General features: G+C 59.8%; 19 protein-coding genes and 1 tRNA gene. 19 read left to right on the forward strand and 1 reads right to left on the reverse strand.

Translation table 11 applies throughout. The annotated features are described in order from the left end of the window. Window positions 1–113: 113 nt before the first annotated feature. The 19 genes from tpiA (at window position 114) to ACK2VC_RS15545 (ending at window position 17,192) form a co-directional block, all read left to right on the forward strand. Window positions 114–878: a triose-phosphate isomerase gene (gene tpiA / locus ACK2VC_RS15455; protein WP_486731268.1), complete on the forward strand. Its 765-nt coding sequence runs from the start codon at window positions 114–116 to the stop codon at window positions 876–878. A gap of 32 nt (window positions 879–910) precedes the next feature. After that, window positions 911–1,315, forward strand: coding sequence for a preprotein translocase subunit SecG (gene secG, locus ACK2VC_RS15460; RefSeq protein WP_486731269.1), 405 nt, complete (start codon window positions 911–913; stop codon window positions 1,313–1,315). 84 nt (window positions 1,316–1,399) lie between these two features. Beyond that, window positions 1,400–1,484, forward strand: a tRNA-Leu gene (locus ACK2VC_RS15465). Window positions 1,485–1,620: 136 nt separating this feature from the next. Then, window positions 1,621–1,980, forward strand: coding sequence for an NADH-quinone oxidoreductase subunit A (locus ACK2VC_RS15470; protein ID WP_486731270.1), 360 nt, complete (start codon window positions 1,621–1,623; stop codon window positions 1,978–1,980). Window positions 1,981–1,983: 3 nt separating this feature from the next. Beyond that, window positions 1,984–2,460: a NuoB/complex I 20 kDa subunit family protein gene (locus tag ACK2VC_RS15475; RefSeq protein ID WP_486731271.1), complete on the forward strand. Its 477-nt coding sequence runs from the start codon at window positions 1,984–1,986 to the stop codon at window positions 2,458–2,460. Between the two features lie 9 nt (window positions 2,461–2,469). Next, window positions 2,470–3,069 carry an NADH-quinone oxidoreductase subunit C gene (locus ACK2VC_RS15480; RefSeq protein WP_486731272.1) on the forward strand — a complete coding sequence of 200 codons (600 nt, stop codon included), beginning with the start codon at window positions 2,470–2,472 and terminating at the stop codon, window positions 3,067–3,069. After that, a complete protein-coding gene (locus tag ACK2VC_RS15485) occupies window positions 3,069–4,322 on the forward strand; it encodes an NADH-quinone oxidoreductase subunit D (protein WP_486731273.1) in 1,254 nt (417 codons plus the stop codon). Before ACK2VC_RS15480 ends, ACK2VC_RS15485 begins: the two co-directional genes overlap by 1 nt. A gap of 40 nt (window positions 4,323–4,362) precedes the next feature. Continuing rightward, entirely contained in the window at window positions 4,363–4,854 is a 492-nt protein-coding gene (nuoE, locus tag ACK2VC_RS15490; RefSeq protein ID WP_486731274.1) for an NADH-quinone oxidoreductase subunit NuoE, read from the forward strand. Next, window positions 4,851–6,146 (forward strand): NADH-quinone oxidoreductase subunit NuoF, encoded by a 1,296-nt coding sequence (gene nuoF, locus ACK2VC_RS15495; protein WP_486731275.1) that lies wholly within the window; start codon window positions 4,851–4,853, stop codon window positions 6,144–6,146. Before nuoE ends, nuoF begins: the two co-directional genes overlap by 4 nt. A 46-nt stretch (window positions 6,147–6,192) precedes the next feature. Next, entirely contained in the window at window positions 6,193–8,532 is a 2,340-nt protein-coding gene (gene nuoG, locus ACK2VC_RS15500) for an NADH-quinone oxidoreductase subunit NuoG (protein WP_486731276.1), read from the forward strand. Beyond that, window positions 8,532–9,608: an NADH-quinone oxidoreductase subunit NuoH gene (gene nuoH, locus ACK2VC_RS15505; protein WP_486731277.1), complete on the forward strand. Its 1,077-nt coding sequence runs from the start codon at window positions 8,532–8,534 to the stop codon at window positions 9,606–9,608. Before nuoG ends, nuoH begins: the two co-directional genes overlap by 1 nt. 34 nt (window positions 9,609–9,642) lie before the next feature. After that, entirely contained in the window at window positions 9,643–10,131 is a 489-nt protein-coding gene (gene nuoI / locus ACK2VC_RS15510; protein WP_486731278.1) for an NADH-quinone oxidoreductase subunit NuoI, read from the forward strand. A 21-nt stretch (window positions 10,132–10,152) separates the two neighbouring features. Further along, on the forward strand, window positions 10,153–10,794 hold the full coding sequence (locus ACK2VC_RS15515; RefSeq protein WP_486731279.1) for an NADH-quinone oxidoreductase subunit J: 642 nt from the start codon (window positions 10,153–10,155) through the stop codon (window positions 10,792–10,794). A gap of 12 nt (window positions 10,795–10,806) precedes the next feature. Next, a complete protein-coding gene (gene nuoK, locus ACK2VC_RS15520; RefSeq protein WP_486731280.1) occupies window positions 10,807–11,115 on the forward strand; it encodes an NADH-quinone oxidoreductase subunit NuoK in 309 nt (102 codons plus the stop codon). A 37-nt stretch (window positions 11,116–11,152) separates the two neighbouring features. After that, on the forward strand, window positions 11,153–13,198 hold the full coding sequence (nuoL, locus tag ACK2VC_RS15525; RefSeq protein ID WP_486731281.1) for an NADH-quinone oxidoreductase subunit L: 2,046 nt from the start codon (window positions 11,153–11,155) through the stop codon (window positions 13,196–13,198). A 26-nt stretch (window positions 13,199–13,224) separates the two neighbouring features. Beyond that, window positions 13,225–14,715 carry an NADH-quinone oxidoreductase subunit M gene (locus ACK2VC_RS15530; protein ID WP_486731282.1) on the forward strand — a complete coding sequence of 497 codons (1,491 nt, stop codon included), beginning with the start codon at window positions 13,225–13,227 and terminating at the stop codon, window positions 14,713–14,715. 35 nt (window positions 14,716–14,750) lie between these two features. Then, on the forward strand, window positions 14,751–16,235 hold the full coding sequence (gene nuoN, locus ACK2VC_RS15535) for an NADH-quinone oxidoreductase subunit NuoN (RefSeq protein WP_486731283.1): 1,485 nt from the start codon (window positions 14,751–14,753) through the stop codon (window positions 16,233–16,235). 25 nt (window positions 16,236–16,260) lie between these two features. Further along, entirely contained in the window at window positions 16,261–16,581 is a 321-nt protein-coding gene (locus ACK2VC_RS15540; protein ID WP_486731284.1) for a DUF2818 family protein, read from the forward strand. A gap of 56 nt (window positions 16,582–16,637) precedes the next feature. After that, window positions 16,638–17,192 (forward strand): NUDIX domain-containing protein, encoded by a 555-nt coding sequence (locus tag ACK2VC_RS15545; RefSeq protein WP_486731285.1) that lies wholly within the window; start codon window positions 16,638–16,640, stop codon window positions 17,190–17,192. Between the two features lie 183 nt (window positions 17,193–17,375). Here ACK2VC_RS15545 and ACK2VC_RS15550 read toward each other — a convergent pair whose 3' ends face one another. Beyond that, the gene (locus ACK2VC_RS15550; RefSeq protein WP_486731286.1) at window positions 17,376–19,058 is read right to left on the reverse strand and encodes an electron transfer flavoprotein-ubiquinone oxidoreductase; all 1,683 of its coding nucleotides are present in this window, start codon (window positions 19,056–19,058) and stop codon (window positions 17,376–17,378) included. Window positions 19,059–19,170: the final 112 nt, after the last annotated feature.

The raw sequence follows: 19,170 nt of genomic DNA on the forward strand, positions 1-19,170 counted from the left end.
TTGGCGAAGGCGGCGCAACTTCCGGCGCGGCGCGCAAGTCGAACTTGGGTGCGTGTTTGACCGTGCTTGTTGCGGCGCGATAGAATGCCGGGTTATTTGAACGGTAGGGTCTTATGCGTCGCAAACTGATCGTCGGCAACTGGAAAATGAATGGCTCGCTGGACGCCAATGCGGCTCTGTTGGCGGGTATCGTGGCCGGCGGTGCTGGCGCTCGCGATCTGGCGGTGTGTGTGCCGGCGCCGTATTTCGCCCAATGCCGGGACCTGCTCGGCGCAACAGCGATCGCGTGGGGTGGGCAGGACGTCTCGATGCATGAGGCGGGCGCTTATACCGGCGAGGTTTCGGCGGCGATGCTGCGCGATTTCGGTTGCACTTATGCGATCGTCGGCCACTCCGAGCGGCGCGCGCTGCACGCTGAAACCGATCAGGTGGTGGCGCAAAAGGCGGCGCGGGCGGTGGCTGGCGGCTTGATTCCGATCGTCTGTGTCGGCGAAACGCTGGAGCAGCGCGAATCAGGCCAGACCGGTGCGGTGGTTGAGAGCCAGATCGATGCCGTATTGGCTGCGCTGGATGCTGCGGATTTGACAAAAATCGTGGTGGCGTACGAGCCGGTCTGGGCCATCGGCACCGGCAAGACCGCAACCCCGGCGATGGCCCAGGAAGTGCATGCGACCTTGCGCGCACGGTTGGCGGCCCGTGATGCCTCGGCTGCGTCTCAGGTGCGAATCTTGTATGGCGGCAGCATGAAGCCCGATAACGCCTCGCAATTGCTGGCGATGCCGGATATCGACGGCGGCCTGATCGGTGGCGCGGCCTTGAAGGCGGCTGATTTTCTCGCCATCGCGCACGCCGCACAAGCGTTGGCAGGCAACGATTAACGCAAGAATTCACTCAAGATCGAAAGTCATTAATGAACTATCTATTTACCGCCATCGTCGTGATTCAGGTACTTTCCGCGCTGGCCATCATTGTCCTGGTGCTGCTGCAGCACGGTAAAGGCGCTGATATGGGCGCGGCCTTCGGCTCCGGTGCCTCCGGCAGCCTGTTCGGTGCCTCCGGCTCTTCCAACTTTCTGTCCAAATTTACCGCCGGCGCCGCTGCAGTGTTTTTCATGGCCACGCTGGCGCTGGCGTTTTACGGCGGTCGCCATACGCGTGCCGGCGGTGGCGTGATGGAGAATTTGCCGGCGGCGTCCGCGCCGGCCGCAAACCCGGCAGCACCACCATCTGCGGCTCCGGCGCAATCGGCGGCCAACGCCTCCGCGCCCGCTGTGCCGCCAGCGCCGGCAGGGCAGTCCAGCCAGATTCCGAAATAGCGCGGTTGAGCGCGAATTTGAAGGCGCTTCGGCCGTTTGCGCATTGAATCGGGGTGGCAAAACAGAGTAGAATACGCAAGTTGTGCCGACGTGGTGAAATTGGTAGACACGCTATCTTGAGGGGGTAGTGGCGAAAGCTGTGCGAGTTCGAGTCTCGCCGTCGGCACCAGATAAGCACTCAGAATAAGAGAGCCAGCGAGGGATGTGCCTGAGCTGGCTTTTTATTGACAAAATTTTGAATTGACCGGACGTATCATGCAGCGCATCATTCGGCACAATTATCCATTCCTGTCTGGCAGCGAATCGTGAATCTCGAAGATTATTTCCCCATTCTGCTTTTTATTCTGGTCGGCATCGGTGTCGGTGTCGTGCCTCAGGTGCTGGGGCGCCTCGTCGCTCCGTATCGGCCGGATTCGCAAAAAATCTCTCCGTATGAGTGCGGCTTTGAGGCGTTTGAAGATGCGCGCATGAAATTCGATGTGCGCTACTACCTGATTGCAATTCTTTTCATCCTGTTTGATCTGGAAACCGCTTTTTTCTTCCCCTGGGGCGTTGCGATGCGCGACCTCGGCTGGACCGGCTTTATCACGATGCTGCTGTTCATCGCGGAATTCGTGGTCGGCTTCTGGTACCTGTGGAAGAAAGGCGCGCTGGATTGGGAGTAAGTCATGGCGATTGAAGGTGTAATGCAGGAAGGTTTTGTAACCACGACGGCCGACAAGCTGATCAACTGGACGCGCACCGGCTCGATGTGGCCGATGACCTTCGGTCTGGCCTGCTGCGCGGTGGAGATGATGCATGCGGGCGCGGCGCGTTACGACATGGACCGTTTTGGCGTCGTGTTCCGGCCGTCGCCGCGGCAGTCCGACGTCATGATCGTGGCCGGTACGCTGTGCAACAAGATGGCGCCGGCACTGCGCAAGGTGTACGACCAGATGTCGGAGCCGCGCTGGGTGATCTCGATGGGTTCCTGTGCCAACGGCGGCGGCTACTACCATTACTCGTATTCGGTGGTGCGTGGCTGCGATCGCATCGTGCCGGTCGATATCTATGTGCCGGGTTGCCCGCCGACTGCCGAAGCGCTTCTGTACGGCATCATGCAGTTGCAGAACAAGATCAAGCGCACCAACACCATCGCGCGCTGAGAGAAACGCATGACGACCAAACTCGAAACTCTGGAAGCCTCCCTGCGCGCCGTGCTGGGCGATGATCTGCGGGAAATGACGATCGCGCTGGGCGAAGTCACCGTCGTCGTCAAGGCGGCGACCTATCACTCGTCGATGTGCGCCTTGCGCGACCATGCGGATCTGCGCTTCGAGCAATTGATCGACCTGTGCGGCGTGGATTACTCCGACTATGGCGATGGCATATGGCAGGGCGCGCGCTTTGCCGTGGTCAGTCATCTGCTGTCGGTCACGCACAACTGGCGGGTGCGGGTGCGGGTGTTTGCGCCGGATGACGACGTACCGCAGATCGCCTCGGTGTCGGATCTGTGGTCGGCCGCCAACTGGTTCGAGCGCGAGGCCTTCGATTTCTTCGGCATCCTGTTTGCGGGCCACAACGACCTGCGGCGCATCCTCACCGACTATGGCTTCATCGGCCATCCGTTCCGCAAGGATTTCCCGGTGTCGGGCTATGTCGAGATGCGCTACGACCCGGAACAAAAACGCGTGATTTACCAACCTGTGACGATCGAGCCGCGTGAGGTCACGCCGCGCGTGATTCGTGAAGAAAATTACGGCGGGATCAGATAATGGCAGAGATCAAGAACTACACGCTGAACTTCGGTCCGCAGCACCCGGCTGCGCACGGCGTGTTGCGGCTGGTGCTGGAACTGGACGGCGAAATCATCCAGCGCGCCGATCCGCATATCGGCTTGCTGCATCGCGCGACTGAAAAGCTGGCGGAGCAAAAAACCTACCTGCAATCGGTGCCCTACATGGACCGGCTCGACTACGTGTCGATGATGTGCAACGAGCACGGCTATGTGATGGCGATTGAAAAGCTGCTTGGCATCGATGTGCCGTTGCGCGCCCAGTACATCCGCGTCATGTTCGACGAAATCACGCGCCTGCTGAACCACTTGCTGTGGCTCGGTGCGCACGCGCTGGACGTGGGGGCGATGGGGGTGTTCCTGTACGCGTTCCGCGAGCGCGAGGATTTGATGGACTGCTACGAAGCGGTATCCGGTGCCCGGATGCATGCTGCGTACTACCGCCCGGGCGGCGTGTATCGCGATCTGCCCGACAGCATGCCGCAGTACAAGGCATCGATCGTGCGCAACGACAAGGCGATCAAGCGCATGAATGAAAACCGCCAGGGCTCGCTGCTGGATTTCATCGAAGACTTTACCAATCGCTTCCCGACCTATGTCGATGAGTATGAAACCCTGCTGACCGATAACCGCATCTGGAAGCAGCGCTTGGTCGGCATCGGCGTGGTGTCGCCGGAGCGCGCGCTGGCGATGGGCTTTACCGGCGCCATGCTGCGCGGTTCCGGCGTCGAATGGGATTTGCGCAAGAAGCAGCCGTACGAAGTGTATGACCTGCTCGATTTCGATATTCCGGTTGGCGTCAACGGCGACAGCTATGACCGCTATCTGGTACGGGTCGAAGAGATGCGGCAGTCGAATCGCATCATCAAGCAGTGCGTCGAGTGGCTGCGCAACAATCCGGGCCCGGTGATCGTCGACAATTACAAGGTTGCGCCGCCGTCGCGGGTCAGCATGAAGACCAACATGGAGGAGTTGATCCATCACTTCAAGCTGTTTTCCGAAGGCATGCACGTGCCGCCTGGAGAGGCCTACGCTGCGCTGGAACACCCGAAAGGGGAGTTCGGCATCTACATCGTCTCGGATGGCGCCAACAAGCCGTATCGGCTGAAGATCCGCGCTCCCGGCTTCGCCCATCTGCAGGGACTGGATGAAATGGCCAGAGGCCACATGATCTCCGATGCGGTGACGATCATTGGCACGCAGGATATCGTGTTCGGCGAAATTGACAGGTAGGTTGAGCGCACATCGCGCATCCATATTCGAGGCAAAAGCAATGCTGTTATCAGAACAGGCGTACCAAAAAATCGATCGTGAGATCGCCAAGTTTCCCCCTGAGCAGAAACAGTCGGCGGTGATGGCGGCGCTCGCCGTCGGCCAGGACGAAATCGGCTGGCTGTCGCCGGAACTGATGCAGGAAGTGGCCGACTATCTGGGCATGCCGAGCATCGCGGTGCAGGAAGTCGCGTCGTTCTACAACATGTATAACCAGAAGCCGGCCGGCAAGCACAAGATCACGATTTGCACCAATCTGCCGTGCGCGCTGTCCGGCAGCGAAAAGGCGGCGGAGTATCTGAAGCAGAAACTCGGCATCGACTTCCACGAAACCACGGCGGACGGCCAGTTCTCGCTGCTGGAGGGCGAGTGCATGGGCGCTTGCGGCGACGCACCGGTGCTGCTGGTTAACAACAAGCGCATGTGCAGCTGGATGTCGAACGAAAAAATCGACGCGCTGATCGGCGAATTGAGCGGGGATGCTGCCAAATGACCTGCCTGCACGATCGTCATATCAAACCTCTGATCCTGGCCGGACTCGACGGCAGCAACTGGCATCTGGCGGATTACGTCAAGCGCGGCGGCTATGAAAGCCTGCGGCGCATCCTCACCGAGAAAATGCCGCCGGAGCAGGTGATCGCCGAGCTCAAGGCATCTTCGTTGCGCGGGCGTGGCGGCGCCGGTTTCCCGACCGGCCTCAAATGGAGCTTCATGCCGCGCCAGTTTCCGGGTCAGAAATATTTGGTCTGCAATACCGACGAGGGCGAGCCGGGCACCTTCAAGGATCGGGATATCATCCGCTACAACCCGCATGCGCTGATCGAAGGCATGGCGATCGGCGCGTATGCGATGGGCATCACGGTCGGCTACAACTATATCCACGGCGAGATATGGAAGGAATACGAACGCTTTGAGGAGGCGCTGGAAGAAGCGCGGGCCGAAGGTTTTCTTGGCGATCGGATCATGGGCAGCGATTTCAATTTCCAGCTGCATGCATTCCATGGATATGGCGCGTACATTTGCGGCGAAGAGACTGCGCTGCTGGAATCGCTGGAAGGCAAAAAGGGGCAGCCGCGCTTCAAGCCGCCGTTCCCCGCCAGCTTCGGCCTGTATGGCAAGCCAACCACAATCAACAATACCGAAACCTTCGCGGCAGTGCCATTCATCTTCAAGATTGGCGCCGAGGCCTACGCCGGACTGGGCAAGCCGAACAATGGCGGCACCAAGATTTTCTCGATCTCGGGTGACGTCGAGCGGCCTGGCAACTATGAAATTCCGCTTGGCACGCCGTTCGCGACCCTGCTGGAATTGGCCGGAGGCATGCGCGGCGGCAAGAAGATCAAGGCGGTGATCCCTGGTGGCTCGTCGGCGCCGGTGATTCCCGGCGACGTGATGATGCAGACCGATCTGGATTACGACTCGATTGCGAAAGCCGGTTCGATGCTCGGCTCCGGTGCCGTGATCGTGATGGACGAAACGCGCTGCATGGTGCGTTCGCTGATGCGCCTGTCGTATTTCTATTATGAGGAATCCTGCGGCCAGTGCACGCCGTGCCGCGAAGGCACCGGCTGGATGTACCGGGTGGTGCACCGGATCGAGCACGGCCAGGGCCGGCCGGAAGATCTGGATCTGCTGAATTCGGTGGCGGACAACATCCAGGGGCGTACCATCTGCGCGCTGGGCGATGCAGCGGCGATGCCGGTGCGGGCCTTCATCAAGAATTATCGGGAAGAATTTGAGCACCATATCGAGCACAAGTGCTGCTCGGTACCCGGCCACGTTTAACAAATACGGATTCGCATAGTGCATCTCAGGGCGGAAAAGCATAGCCATGGTTGAAATCGAAATAAACGGCAAGAAAGTCGAAGTGCAGGAAGGCAGCATGGTGATGGATGCCGCCAACAAGCTCGGCACCTATATTCCGCACTTCTGCTATCACAAGAAATTGTCGATTGCGGCCAATTGCCGCATGTGCCTGGTGGAAGTCGAGAAGGCGCCGAAGCCGCTGCCGGCGTGCGCGACCCCAGTGTCGGCCGGCATGGTGGTGCATACCCATAGCCCGAAGGCCATTACCGCGCAAAAAGGGGTGATGGAATTCCTGTTGATCAACCACCCGCTGGATTGCCCGATTTGCGACCAGGGCGGCGAATGCCAGTTGCAGGACTTGGCGGTTGGTTATGGGGCTTCCGGATCGCGCTATGTCGAGGAAAAGCGGATCGTCACGCCGAAGGACGGCGGACCGCTGATCTCGATGAAGGAAATGACGCGCTGCATCCACTGCACCCGTTGCGTGCGCTTCGGCCAGGAAATCGGCGGCGTGATGGAGCTTGGCATGCTGGGCCGCGGCGAGCATGCGCAAATCACCGCTTTCGTCGGCAAGGCAATCGATTCCGAATTGTCCGGCAACATGATTGACCTGTGCCCGGTAGGCGCGCTGACCTCGAAGCCGTTCCGCTTCAGCGCCCGCAACTGGGAGCTGACCCGGCGCAAGTCGGTCAGCCCGCACGATGGTCTTGGCTCCAATCTGATCGTGCAAGTCAAGGGCGCCACCGTGATGCGGGTGCTACCGCTGGAAAACGAGGATGTCAACGAATGCTGGCTCTCGGATCGCGACCGTTTTTCCTATGAAGGCTTGAACAGCCCGGAGCGCCTGCAAAAGCCGATGATCAAGCAGGACGGCCAGTGGCAGGAAACCGACTGGCAGACTGCGCTCGAATATGTCGCCCATGGCCTGCGCAATATCCAGCAGGAACACGGCAGCGACGCGCTGGCCGCGCTGGCGGCGCCAACCTCGACACTGGAAGAACTGTCGTTGTTGCAAAAATTGGTACGCGGCCTGGGTTCGGAAAATGTCGATTTCCGTCTGCGCCAGTCCGATTTCCATCTGGATGGCCAAGTGACGCCGTGGCTGGGCATGTCGGTAGCGCAGTTCGGCCAACTGGATCGTGCCTTCGTGATCGGCTCCTTCCTGCGCAAGGATCATCCGTTGTTGGCGTCCCGTCTGCGCCAGGCGGTCAAGCGTGGCGCCCAGGTCAGCGTGCTGCACGCGGTGGATGAAGATCTGCTGATGCCGGTCGCCAACAAGATGATCGCAGCGCCGTCGGCGTGGCTGTCGGCCCTGGGCGAAGTGATCGCGGTGGTGGCGAAGAGCAGGAACGTCGCGGCGCCCGCCGGGTTTGAATCGGTTCAGCCGTCGGCTGCCGCGGAAAAAATTGCCGCCAGCTTGCTGAGCGGCGAAGCGCGCGGCATCTTCCTTGGCAACGCCGCAGTACAGCACCCGCAGGCTTCGCAACTGCATGCCGCGGCACAGTGGCTGACGCAACATACCGATGCCCGCCTCGGTTATCTGACCGAAGGCGCGAATACGGTGGGCGGCTACCTGGCACATGCGGTGCCGGGCAAGGAACGCAATGCGGCCCAGCTGTTTGCCGCGCCGCGCAAGGCTTATCTGTTGCTGAATACCGAGCCGGAACTGGACGCCGGCGACCCGGTCGCCGCGCGTGCGGCGCTGGCGCAGGCCGATATGGTAGTAGTCCTGTCGCCGTACCGCCATGCGGCCGAGTATGCCGACGTCTTGTTGCCGATCGCGCCGTTTACCGAAACCTCGGGGACCTTCGTCAACTGCGAGGGTCGGGCGCAGAGCTTCAACGGCGCAGTCAAGCCGCTGGGCGAAACCCGTCCGGGTTGGAAGGTGTTGCGCGTATTGGGGAATTTGCTGGATCTGGAAAACTTCGAGTACGAATCTTCCGAGGAGATTCGCAATGAAGTGTTGGGCGGCGATTCGGCTGACAAGATCGACCTCGTTGCGCGCCTGAACAATATCGCCGCGGTTCAGCCGCAGGCGGCTGCAAACCAGGCCGCCGGCGGAGGCCTGGAACGGATCGCCGACGTGCCGATTTATTTCAGCGACGCGATCGTGCGTCGTGCCGGATCGTTGCAGGAAACCGGGGATGCGCGGCCACCGCGCGCGCTGATCTCGCAGGCGCTGGCGCAAAAACTGGCAGTAACGGATGGCGCGCTGCTGCGGGTTGCGCAAGGACAGAACAGCATACAACTGGCTGCCGAAATCGATACCGGTCTGCCAGACAATGTGGTGCGCATTGCCGCCGCGCACGCGAGCACCGCGGCGCTGGGGCCGATGTTTGGCGCACTCTCGGTGGAGAAAGCCTGATGGACCAATTGCTCTTGAATCTGCATGCGACCGGTCAGGGCTGGTTCGGAGGCCTGTGGCCGCTGGTCTGGAATCTGGTCAAAATTATCGCTCTGGTGTTGCCGTTGATGGGCTGCGTCGCCTATCTGACGCTGTGGGAGCGCAAGATGATCGGCTGGATGCACATCCGCCTCGGACCGAATCGCGTCGGCCCGGCCGGCTTGCTGCAGCCGATCGCGGATGCCTTGAAGCTGCTGTTGAAGGAGATCATCGTTCCGGCCAAGGCCAGCAAGGCCCTGTTCCTGATCGCTCCGGTGATGACCATCACGCCGGCACTGGCGGCGTGGGCCATCATTCCGTTTGGACCCGAGGTGGCGCTGGCCAACATCAACGCCGGCCTGCTGTTCGTGATGGCGATAACTTCACTGGAAGTGTACGGCGTCATCATCGCCGGCTGGGCCTCCAACTCGAAATATGCCTTTCTCGGCGCCATGCGCGCCTCGGCCCAGATGCTGTCGTATGAAATCGCGATGGGCTTCTCGCTGGTGATCGTGCTAATGGTGTCCGGTAGCCTGAATTTCACCGACATCGTGCTTGGCCAGGGCAAGGGCTATTTTGCGGAACTCGGCTTGAATTTCCTGTCCTGGAACTGGCTGCCGCTGCTGCCGATTTTCTTTGTCTACGTGATTTCCGGCATCGCCGAGACCAACCGCCATCCATTCGACGTGGTGGAAGGCGAGTCCGAGATCGTGGCCGGCCACATGGTCGAATATTCCGGCATGTCGTTCGCCATGTTCTTCCTGGCTGAATACGCCAACATGATCCTGATCTCGGCATTGGCCTCGCTGATGTTTCTGGGCGGCTGGATGCCGCCGATCGACATGGCGCCGTTCACCTGGATCCCGGGCTGGATCTGGCTCGGCATCAAGACGTTTTTCGTGGTATCGCTGTTCATCTGGTCGCGTGCGTCTTTTCCGCGCTATCGCTACGACCAGATCATGCGTCTCGGCTGGAAGGTTTTCATTCCGCTGGTGCTGGCGTACCTTGTGATCGTCGCTGCGTGGATGCAGATCCCGGCATTGAATATCTGGAAATAAAGAAGCGCGAGGCTGAGTGGCAATGGAGGCCAACATGGTTGCAATCAAGGATTTTTTCGGAAGCTTGATGTTGCGGGAGCTGTTCAAGGGCTTGGCGCTGACTGGCCGGTATATGTTCGCGCGCAAGATTACCGTGCTGTTCCCCGAGGAGAAGACGCCGCAGTCGCCGCGTTTTCGCGGGCTGCATGCATTGCGCCGCTACGACAACGGGGAAGAGCGCTGCATTGCCTGCAAGCTGTGTGAAGCGGTGTGCCCGGCAATGGCGATCACGATCGAATCGGAGCAGCGCGCCGACGGCTCGCGCCGTACCACGCGTTACGACATCGATCTGACCAAATGCATTTTCTGCGGTTTTTGCGAGGAATCCTGCCCGACCGACTCCATCGTGGAAACCCATGTATTGGAATACCACGGCGAAAAGCGGGGCGATCTGTACTACACCAAGGAAATGCTGCTGGCAGTCGGCGACCGCTATGAAAAAGAAATCGCTGCGGCCCGTGCCGTCGATGCCCCGTATCGTTGATTCAGCTAAAACTGGCTTTCTATGGAATTCAAAACTTTCTTGTTCTATGCGTTTGCGCTGATCCTGGTGTTGTCGGCGTTGCGCGTCATCACCGACCGTAATCCGGTGCATGCGGTCCTCTTCCTGGTACTGTCGTTTTTTTCCAGCGCCGCCATCTGGCTCCTGTTAAAAGCGGAATTCCTCGCCATCGTGCTGGTGTTGGTGTATGTCGGCGCGGTGATGGTGCTATTCATGTTCGTGGTGATGATGCTCGACATTAATGTCAGCAAGATCCGCGAGGGGTTCTGGTCTTATCTGCCGCTCGGTTCGGTCATCGGCGTCGTCATCGTGCTGGAAATGTCGGCGGTGCTGCTGCATGGATTCCGGCTTGAGCTGGATGTTCCCGCGGCCTCGGCCCACATCGGCAATACCAAGGAACTCGGCAAGGTCCTCTACACCCAGTACGTGTTCGCGTTCGAGGTGGCGGCGGTGATCTTGCTGGTGGCGATGATTGCCGCAGTGGCGCTGACGATTCGCCGTCGCAAGGACCGCAAATATTTCGATCCGGCCGATGCGGTCAAGGTGAAAAGCCGCGACCGGGTTCGGGTCGTCCGCATGAAATCCGAGTCCGCGCGCAACGATGCCGGGGCGACCGGCGCACAAGCCGTCAAAGACCAATCATAAGGGAAGCGTACCGTGGCTTTATCGTTAGCACACTACCTGATCCTGGGCGCGATCCTGTTCGCAATCTCGATCGTCGGCATTTTCTTGAACCGCAAGAACATCATCATCTTGCTGATGGCAATCGAACTGATGCTGTTGTCGGTAAACATGAATTTCATCGCCTTTTCGTACTATCTGGGCGATGCCGCCGGGCAGATTTTCGTCTTCTTCATCATGACGGTGGCTGCCGCCGAGGCAGCGATCGGATTGGCCATCCTGGTGGTCCTGTTCCGTAACCTGGAAACCATCGATGTCGAAGATCTCGATCGCCTCAAAGGCTGATCAAAACAGTAACTGAATAATATAGACAGGGTTCAACATGGCTGGGCAACTTAACCCGGATTTACTCCTTGCGGTGCCGCTGGCGCCGCTGGTCGGCGCCGTGATCGCCGGCCTGTTTGGCACCAGATTTTTCGGCAACAAGGTCGGCCGCGCGACTTCGCACACGGTCACGATTCTGGGCGTGTTGATCGCCTTCGTCATCTCCTGCCAGACGCTCTTGGCAGTGCTGGACGGCGCCCATTTCGATGGCACCATCTACAACTGGATGACGGTAGCTGGCCTGAAGCTGGAAATCGGCTTTCTGGTCGACAGCCTGACCGCCATGATGATGTGCGTGGTGACCTTCGTCTCGCTGATGGTGCATATCTATACCATCGGTTACATGAAGGACGACGAGGGTTATAACCGCTTCTTTGCCTATATCTCGCTGTTCACCTTCTCGATGCTGATGCTGGTGATGAGCAACAACCTGCTGCAACTGTTCTTCGGCTGGGAGGCGGTCGGGCTAGTGTCCTATCTGCTGATCGGTTTCTGGTATACGCGGCCGACCGCGATCGTGGCCAACCTGAAGGCGTTCATGGTCAACCGCGTCGGCGACTTCGGCTTCGTGCTCGGGATCGGCTTGCTGCTGGCGTTTGCCGGGTCGATGAACTATGCGGAGATTTTTGCGAAGAAGGGCGAACTGGCGCAGATGCTGTTCCCCGGCACCGACTGGATGCTGCTGACCGTCGCCTGCATCTGTCTGTTCATCGGCGCCATGGGCAAGTCGGCGCAGTTTCCGCTGCACGTCTGGCTGCCGGATTCGATGGAAGGTCCAACCCCGATTTCGGCCCTGATTCACGCCGCGACCATGGTAACCGCCGGCATCTTCATGGTGGCGCGCATGTCGCCGCTGTTTGAGCTATCGGATACGGCGCTGTCCTTTGTCCTGATCATCGGCTCGATCACCGCGCTGTTCATGGGCTTCCTCGGCATGATCCAGAACGACATCAAGCGTGTGGTGGCTTATTCGACGCTGTCGCAACTGGGCTATATGACGGTCGCGCTGGGTGTGTCGGCATATTCGATCAGCGTGTTCCACCTGATGACGCACGCGTTTTTCAAGGCGCTGCTGTTCCTGGCAGCGGGTTCGGTCATCATCGGCATGCACCACGATCAGGACATGCGCAACATGGGCGGCCTGCGCAAATACATGCCGATCACCTGGCTGACGACGCTGATCGGCTCTTTGGCTTTGATTGGTACTCCCTTCTTTTCCGGTTTTTATTCGAAGGACAGCATTATCGAAGCGGTGCACCAGAGCACCCTGACCGGCGCCGGATTTGCCAATTTTGCGCTGTCCGCTGGTGTGTTCGTTACCGCTTTTTACTCGTTCCGGCTGTATTTCATGGTGTTTCATGGCAAGGAGCGGTTTGGCGCCCACGCACCGCATGAGCATGCCGACGAAAGCGAGGAAGATGCCGGCGACGGCCATCATCACGGCTTGGCGCCCGGCCAGAAGCCGCATGAATCGCCGTGGGTGGTGACGGTGCCGCTGATCCTGCTGGCGATTCCATCGGCGATGATCGGTTATGTGACGATCGCTCCGATGCTGTTCGGCGATTTCTTCAAGGACGCGATCTTTGTCAGCAGCGCGCACCCGGCGATGGCGGTACTGGCTGAGGAGTTCCACGGTCCGCTGGCGATGGCGCTGCATGGCTTGACCGCGCTGCCGTTCTGGCTGGCGCTGGCCGGGGTTGCCCTGGCGTATTACTTCTACATGGTCAACCCGCGCGTGCCGGCCATGCTCAAGGAAAAATTCAGCGGCATCTTCACCCTGCTGGACAACAAGTACTACATGGACAAGATCAACGAGGTGGTGTTCGCCGGCGGTGCCCGCTGGCTCGGGACTGGCTTGTGGAAAGCCGGTGATCGCGGCCTGATCGACGGCTTGATCGTCAACGGCAGCGCCAAGTTGGTGGGCTGGTTTGCCGGCCTCATTCGTCTTGCGCAAAGCGGTTTTATCTACCACTACGCGTTCGTGATGATCCTGGGCGTACTGGGTTTCCTGATTTATTTCATGCCGTTTCCGTTCGCTAAGTAAGCGGCGGCGCAAAAACAACCATAATTATGATGCAGTCAACTTTTCCCTTGCTTAGTCTTGCCATCTGGTGTCCGATCGCGTTCGGCGTGTTGGTGCTGGCCTTCGGCAGCGGCCGCGACCGCAGCCTGGTAAAAATGGTATCGCTGATCGGCGCCTTGGTCAGTTTTGCCGCCACCTTGCCGCTGGTGCTGAACTTCGACAACGCCGCCCATGGCGTGCAGTTTGTCGAAAGAATGCCGTGGATCGCGCGCTTCAATATCGATTATTTCCTGGGCATCGACGGCTTGTCGCTATGGTTCATTCCATTGACCGCCTTCATCACGGTGATCGTGGTGATCGCCGCCTGGCAAGTCATCGAAAACAAGCTGGCCCAATACATGGGCGCCTTCCTGATCCTGTCCGGTTTGATGATCGGCGTCTTCAGCGCGCTGGATGGCTTGCTGTTCTACGTCTTCTTCGAGGCCACGCTGATCCCGATGTACATCATCATCGGCGTCTGGGGCGGCCCCAACCGGGTGTACGCGGCATTCAAGTTTTTCCTGTACACCTTCCTCGGCTCCGTCCTGACCCTGGTCGCGATCCTGTACCTGTACATCGCTTCCGGTGGCAGTTTCGATATCCTGGTCTGGCACAAGCTGCCGCTCTCGATGACGGAGCAGATCCTGATTTTCCTCGCCTTCCTGGCGGCCTTTGCGGTCAAGGTGCCGATGTGGCCGGTGCACACCTGGCTGCCGGATGCCCACGTCGAGGCGCCTACGGGCGGCTCGGTGGTGCTGGCGGCCATCATGCTGAAGCTGGGCGCGTACGGCTTCCTGCGCTTCTCGCTGCCGATCACGCCGGACGCCAGCCATTACCTGTCCGGTTTCATCATCACGCTGTCGCTGGTGGCGGTGATTTATATCGGGCTGGTGGCGATCGTCCAGGCCGACATGAAAAAGCTGGTGGCGTATTCGTCGATTGCCCACATGGGTTTCGTCACGCTTGGTTTTTTCGCCTTCAACGACATGTCGGTGCAGGGCGGGATCGCGCAAATGATTTCGCACGGCTTTGTGTCGGGCGCCATGTTCCTGTGCATCGGCGTCATGTACGACCGCCTGCATTCGCGCCAGATCGCCGATTACGGCGGCGTGGTCAACAGCATGCCCAAGTTCGCGGCCTTCTTCATCCTGTTTTCGATGGCCAATTGCGGCTTGCCCGGCACCTCGGGTTTCGTCGGCGAATTCATGGTGATTCTGGGCGCGGTGCAATTCAACTTCTGGATCGGCCTGCTGGCGGCGTTGGCGCTGATTCTGGGCGCGGCCTATTCGCTGTGGCTGGTCAAGCGCGTGATCTTCGGCGCGGTCGGCAATGCACGGGTGGCGCAGATGGCCGACATCAACAAGCGCGAGTTTTTCATGCTGAGCCTGCTGGGCATCGCGGTACTCGCGATGGGCATTTACCCGGCGCCCTTTATCGATGCGATGCAGGTATCCGTGGCTGATTTGCTGCAGCATGTCGCAATTTCCAAAATCCATTAGCAACGCATCTTGCAAGCGCAACTAGCGGCGACCAAATGAACAATATGAACCTGGTTCCGGCATATCCGGAGATTTTCCTCGTGATAGCGGCATCGGCGATTCTGCTGATCGACCTGTTTCTGACGAGCGCCAAGCGGCACGTTACTTACGTACTGTCGCTGGTTGCGATCGCGGTTTGCGCGGCGCTGACCATGATAGATTTCAACAGTGGCGCGACCAGCTACACCTTCCACAATCTGTTCATCTCCGATCCGATGTCGAATGTGTTGAAGCTGTTCTGCTACCTGTCGGTCGGCTTCTCGCTGATTTATTCGCAACAGTATGTCAGCGCGCGCAACATGATCAGCGGCCACCTCGGGGGTGAGTATTACGTGCTGGCGTTGTTTACGCTGTTGGGGCAGATGATCATGATTTCGGGGAATAATTTCCTGATCATTTATCTCGGCCTCGAATTGATGTCGCTCAGCCTGTATGCGCTGATTGCGCTGCGCCGTGATACTCCGATTCCGACTGAGGCGGCAATGAAGTATTTCGTGCTGGGCGCGCTGTCGTCCGGCTTCCTGCTGTATGGCATGTCGATGCTGTATGGCGCCACCGGCTCGCTGGACCTGATCGAAGTGGCGCGCGTCACCGCCTCCGGCGTGGTGAACAAGACGGTGCTGGTATTTGGTGTCGTGTTCGTGGTGGCCGGCCTGGCGTTCAAGCTCGGCGCCGCGCCGTTCCACATGTGGTTGCCGGACGTCTACCACGGCGCGCCGACGGCGATCACGCTGCTGGTGGCAACGGCGCCGAAACTGGCTGCATTCGCGATTTGCATCCGCTTGCTGGTGGAAGGCTTGTTGCCGCTGGCATTCGACTGGCAGCAAATGCTGGTGTTCCTGTCCGTGATGTCGATGGCGGTCGGGAATATCACCGCCATCGCGCAAACCAATCTGAAACGCATGCTGGCCTATTCGACCATCGGCCAGATGGGCTTCATGCTGCTCGGCCTGTTGTCGGGCGTGGTGGACGGCAACGTCTCGGGCACCGCCAACGCCTACAGCTCGGCGATGTTCTACATCATTACCTACGTTCTGGCCACGCTCGGCACCTTCGGCATGATCGTGTTGCTGGCCCGCTCTGGCTTCGAGGCCGAGAATCTGGAAGACTTCAAGGGCCTGAACCGGCGCAGCCCGTGGTTCGCGCTGATGATGATGATCCTGATGTTTTCTCTGGCCGGCGTGCCTCCGACCATGGGTTTTTACGCCAAGTTCTCGGTGCTGCAGGCGGTCTTGGGCGCCGGCCAGCTCTGGCTGGCGATCGTCGCGGTGTTGCTGTCGGTGGTGGGCGCGTTCTACTACCTGCGGGTAGTCAAGCTGATGTATTTCGATGAACCGGCCGACGATCAGCCGATCGTGGTCAACCCCGATATGCGGGTGGCGATGAGCATCAACGGCGTTGCGCTGCTGGCGCTGGGTCTGCTGCCGGGGCCGCTGATGAGCGCGTTGGCTGTGGCCATGGTGAAGACGCTGGCATCATGAGCAGAAAGGCTGTCCGGGACTCCCTGTGAACGTTTCTTCCTATAGCTGGCTGGTGATCGTGCTGGCAGTGCTGGCCGCCAACCTGCCGTTTGTCAACGAGCGCCTGTTTGCATTGGTCCCCGTGGCGTTTGGCGGGCGTGCGGTCAAGCCGGTCTGGCTGCGGCTGATTGAACTGGCGGCGCTGTATGCGCTGATTGGCGCCATCGCACGCTTTCTCGAAGTGCAACTCGGCAATGCCTTTGCGCAGGGCTGGGAGTTTTACGCGATAACCGCCTGCCTGTTCATCGTGCTCGCTTATCCCGGTTTCGTGTATCGCTATTTGCGCAAACGGCGCCGCTCCGACTAGCCGCGAGCATCACGCGGTCGCGGCATTCCAGCGGCCTTATTTCCCGGAGTTCCGGCATGGATAGCCACCTGACAGAAACCTGCCTCGACGGCACGCTCGCCTATGACGGCGGCTTCCTCAAGGTTCAGCGCGACAGCGTGCGGCTACCGGACGGCAAGACCGCGCAGCGTGAATACATCCGCCATCCCGGCGCGGTGGTCATCCTGCCGCTGTTCGAAGACGGCACGGTACTGCTGGAGCGGCAGTTCCGCTATCCGCTGGAGCGCGTCTTCATTGAGTTCCCGGCCGGGAAAATCGATGCCGGCGAAGAGCCGCTGCCGTGCGCCAAGCGCGAATTGCAGGAAGAAACCGGCTATACCGCGCTCGACTGGCAGCCGGTGTGCACCATCCACAACGCGATCGCCTATTCCGACGAACATCTGGATCTGTTCCTGGCCCGGCAACTGAGCCCCGGTCCCAGCCGGCTCGACGACGGCGAATTCCTGGAAACCTTCCGCGCGCCGCTGGTGGATTTGCTGGAATGGGTCCGGCAGGGAAAAATCACCGACGTCAAGACCGTGATTGGCGCCTTCTGGCTGCAAAAGATCGTGGCGGGGGAGTGGATCGTCTGAGTCGGGTTCATCGTTCCACTGGCGACTTCTGCCAGGTAAAGATGGAGTATGTTGTATGGACGGCCATTTACCGGCCGGAATCGGCTTGCATTCAAGGCAGTATATAAATGGATGTAGCCACCGCCGTCAGCGTCACCACGAAAGCTGTCCGAAAAAAAAGCCGCAATCACGGCCTTTTTATTTTTACATGTTCGGATAATTCGGCCCGCCGCCGCCTTCCGGCGGAATCCAGACGATATTCTGGGTCGGGTCCTTGATGTCGCAGGTCTTGCAATGCACGCAGTTCTGCGCATTGATCTGCAGCCGATCACCGCCGTTCTCCGTCTTCACGAATTCATACACGCCGGCCGGGCAGTAGCGACTTTCCGGCCCGGCATAGATCGCCAGGTTGACGTCCACCGGCACCGTCGGGTCTTTCAGCGTCAGGTGGATCGGCTGCTCTTCCGCATGGTTGGTGTTGGAGATGAAGACCGACGACAGGCGATCGAAGGTCAGCTTGCCGTCCGGTTTCGGGTAGACGATCGGCTGGCATTCGGCGGCCGGCTTCAGATATTCGTGGTCTGCCTGCGAGTGGTGCAGGGTCCATGGCGCCTTGCCGCGGAATACGACCTGGTCGATGCCGACCATCAGCGTGCCGGTCACCAGGCCCTTGCTCATCCACGGCTTGAAATTGCGCGCCACGTGCAGTTCCTCGTGCAGCCAGGATTGCTCGAATGCCTGCGGGAAGGCGGCCAGTTCGTCGTGCTGGCGTCCGGATGCCAGCGCGTCGAATGCAGCTTCGGCGGCCAGTGATCCGCTCTTGATCGCCGCGTGGCTGCCCTTGATGCGCGAGGCATTCAAGAAACCGGCATCGCAACCGATCAAGGCGCCGCCCGGGAACACCAGCTTCGGCAGCGACTGCAGGCCGCCCGCGGTCAGTGCCCGCGCGCCATAGGAGATGCGCTTGCCGCCCTCGAAGAACTTGCGGATTTCAGGATGGGTCTTGTAGCGCTGGAATTCCTCGTATGGCGACAGGTAGGGATTTTCGTAAGCCAGGCCGACCACGTAGCCGACCGCGACCTGGTTGTTGTCGAGGTGGTAGAGGAAGGAGCCGCCATAGGTCTTGTTATCCAGCGGCCAGCCGGCGGTGTGCACTACCAGTCCCGGTTGGTGCATCTTCGGGTCGATCTCCCATAGTTCCTTGATGCCGATCGCATAGGTTTGCGGGTCGCGGCCCTGGTTCAGATTGTATTTGGCCATCAACTGCTTGCCGAGACTGCCGCGTGCGCCTTCGGCAAACAGCGTGTACTTCGCGCGCAATTCCATGCCGAGCTGGAACGCGGCGGTCGGCTGCCCGTGCCGATCGACGCCCATGTTGCCGGTGGCGACACCTAGAACCTGACCGTTGTCGCTGTACAGCACTTCGGCCGCCGGGAAGCCGGGGAAAATTTCCACGCCCAGCGCTTCGGCCTGCTGGCCCAGCCAGCGCACCACGTTGGCTAGCGATACGACGTAGTTGCCGTGGTTCTGGAAACAGGCTGGCAGCATCCAGCCCGGCGTCTTGTACGCCTTGGTCTGGCTCAGAAACAGGAAGCGGTCCTCGGTGACCGGCACGTTCAGCGGCGCTCCCAGCTCCTGCCAGTTGGGGATCAGTTCGGTCAGCGCCTGCGGTGCCATCACCGCGCCGGACAGGATGTGCGCGCCCAGCTCGCCGCCTTTTTCCAGAACGCAGACCGAAACCTCGCTGCCTTTTTCGGCGGCCAGCTGTTTCAGGCGGATCGCGGCGGACAAGCCGGCGGGACCGCCGCCGACGATAACGACGTCGTATTCCATCGCTTCGCGCGGGCCGTATTGTTCCAGGATGCTTGGGGTCGAGTTTGAAGTCATGGTGTTGGCGGTAAAATTTATTTTTCGAACGGGTGTGCTAATTGTCATGGATTTTGCGGCAGAATACTAGGCACTGCGCACTAATCGCGGGGTGCATGATAACGTGTCTGCT

The organism is Herbaspirillum sp. WTB6 (genome assembly GCF_057457785.1).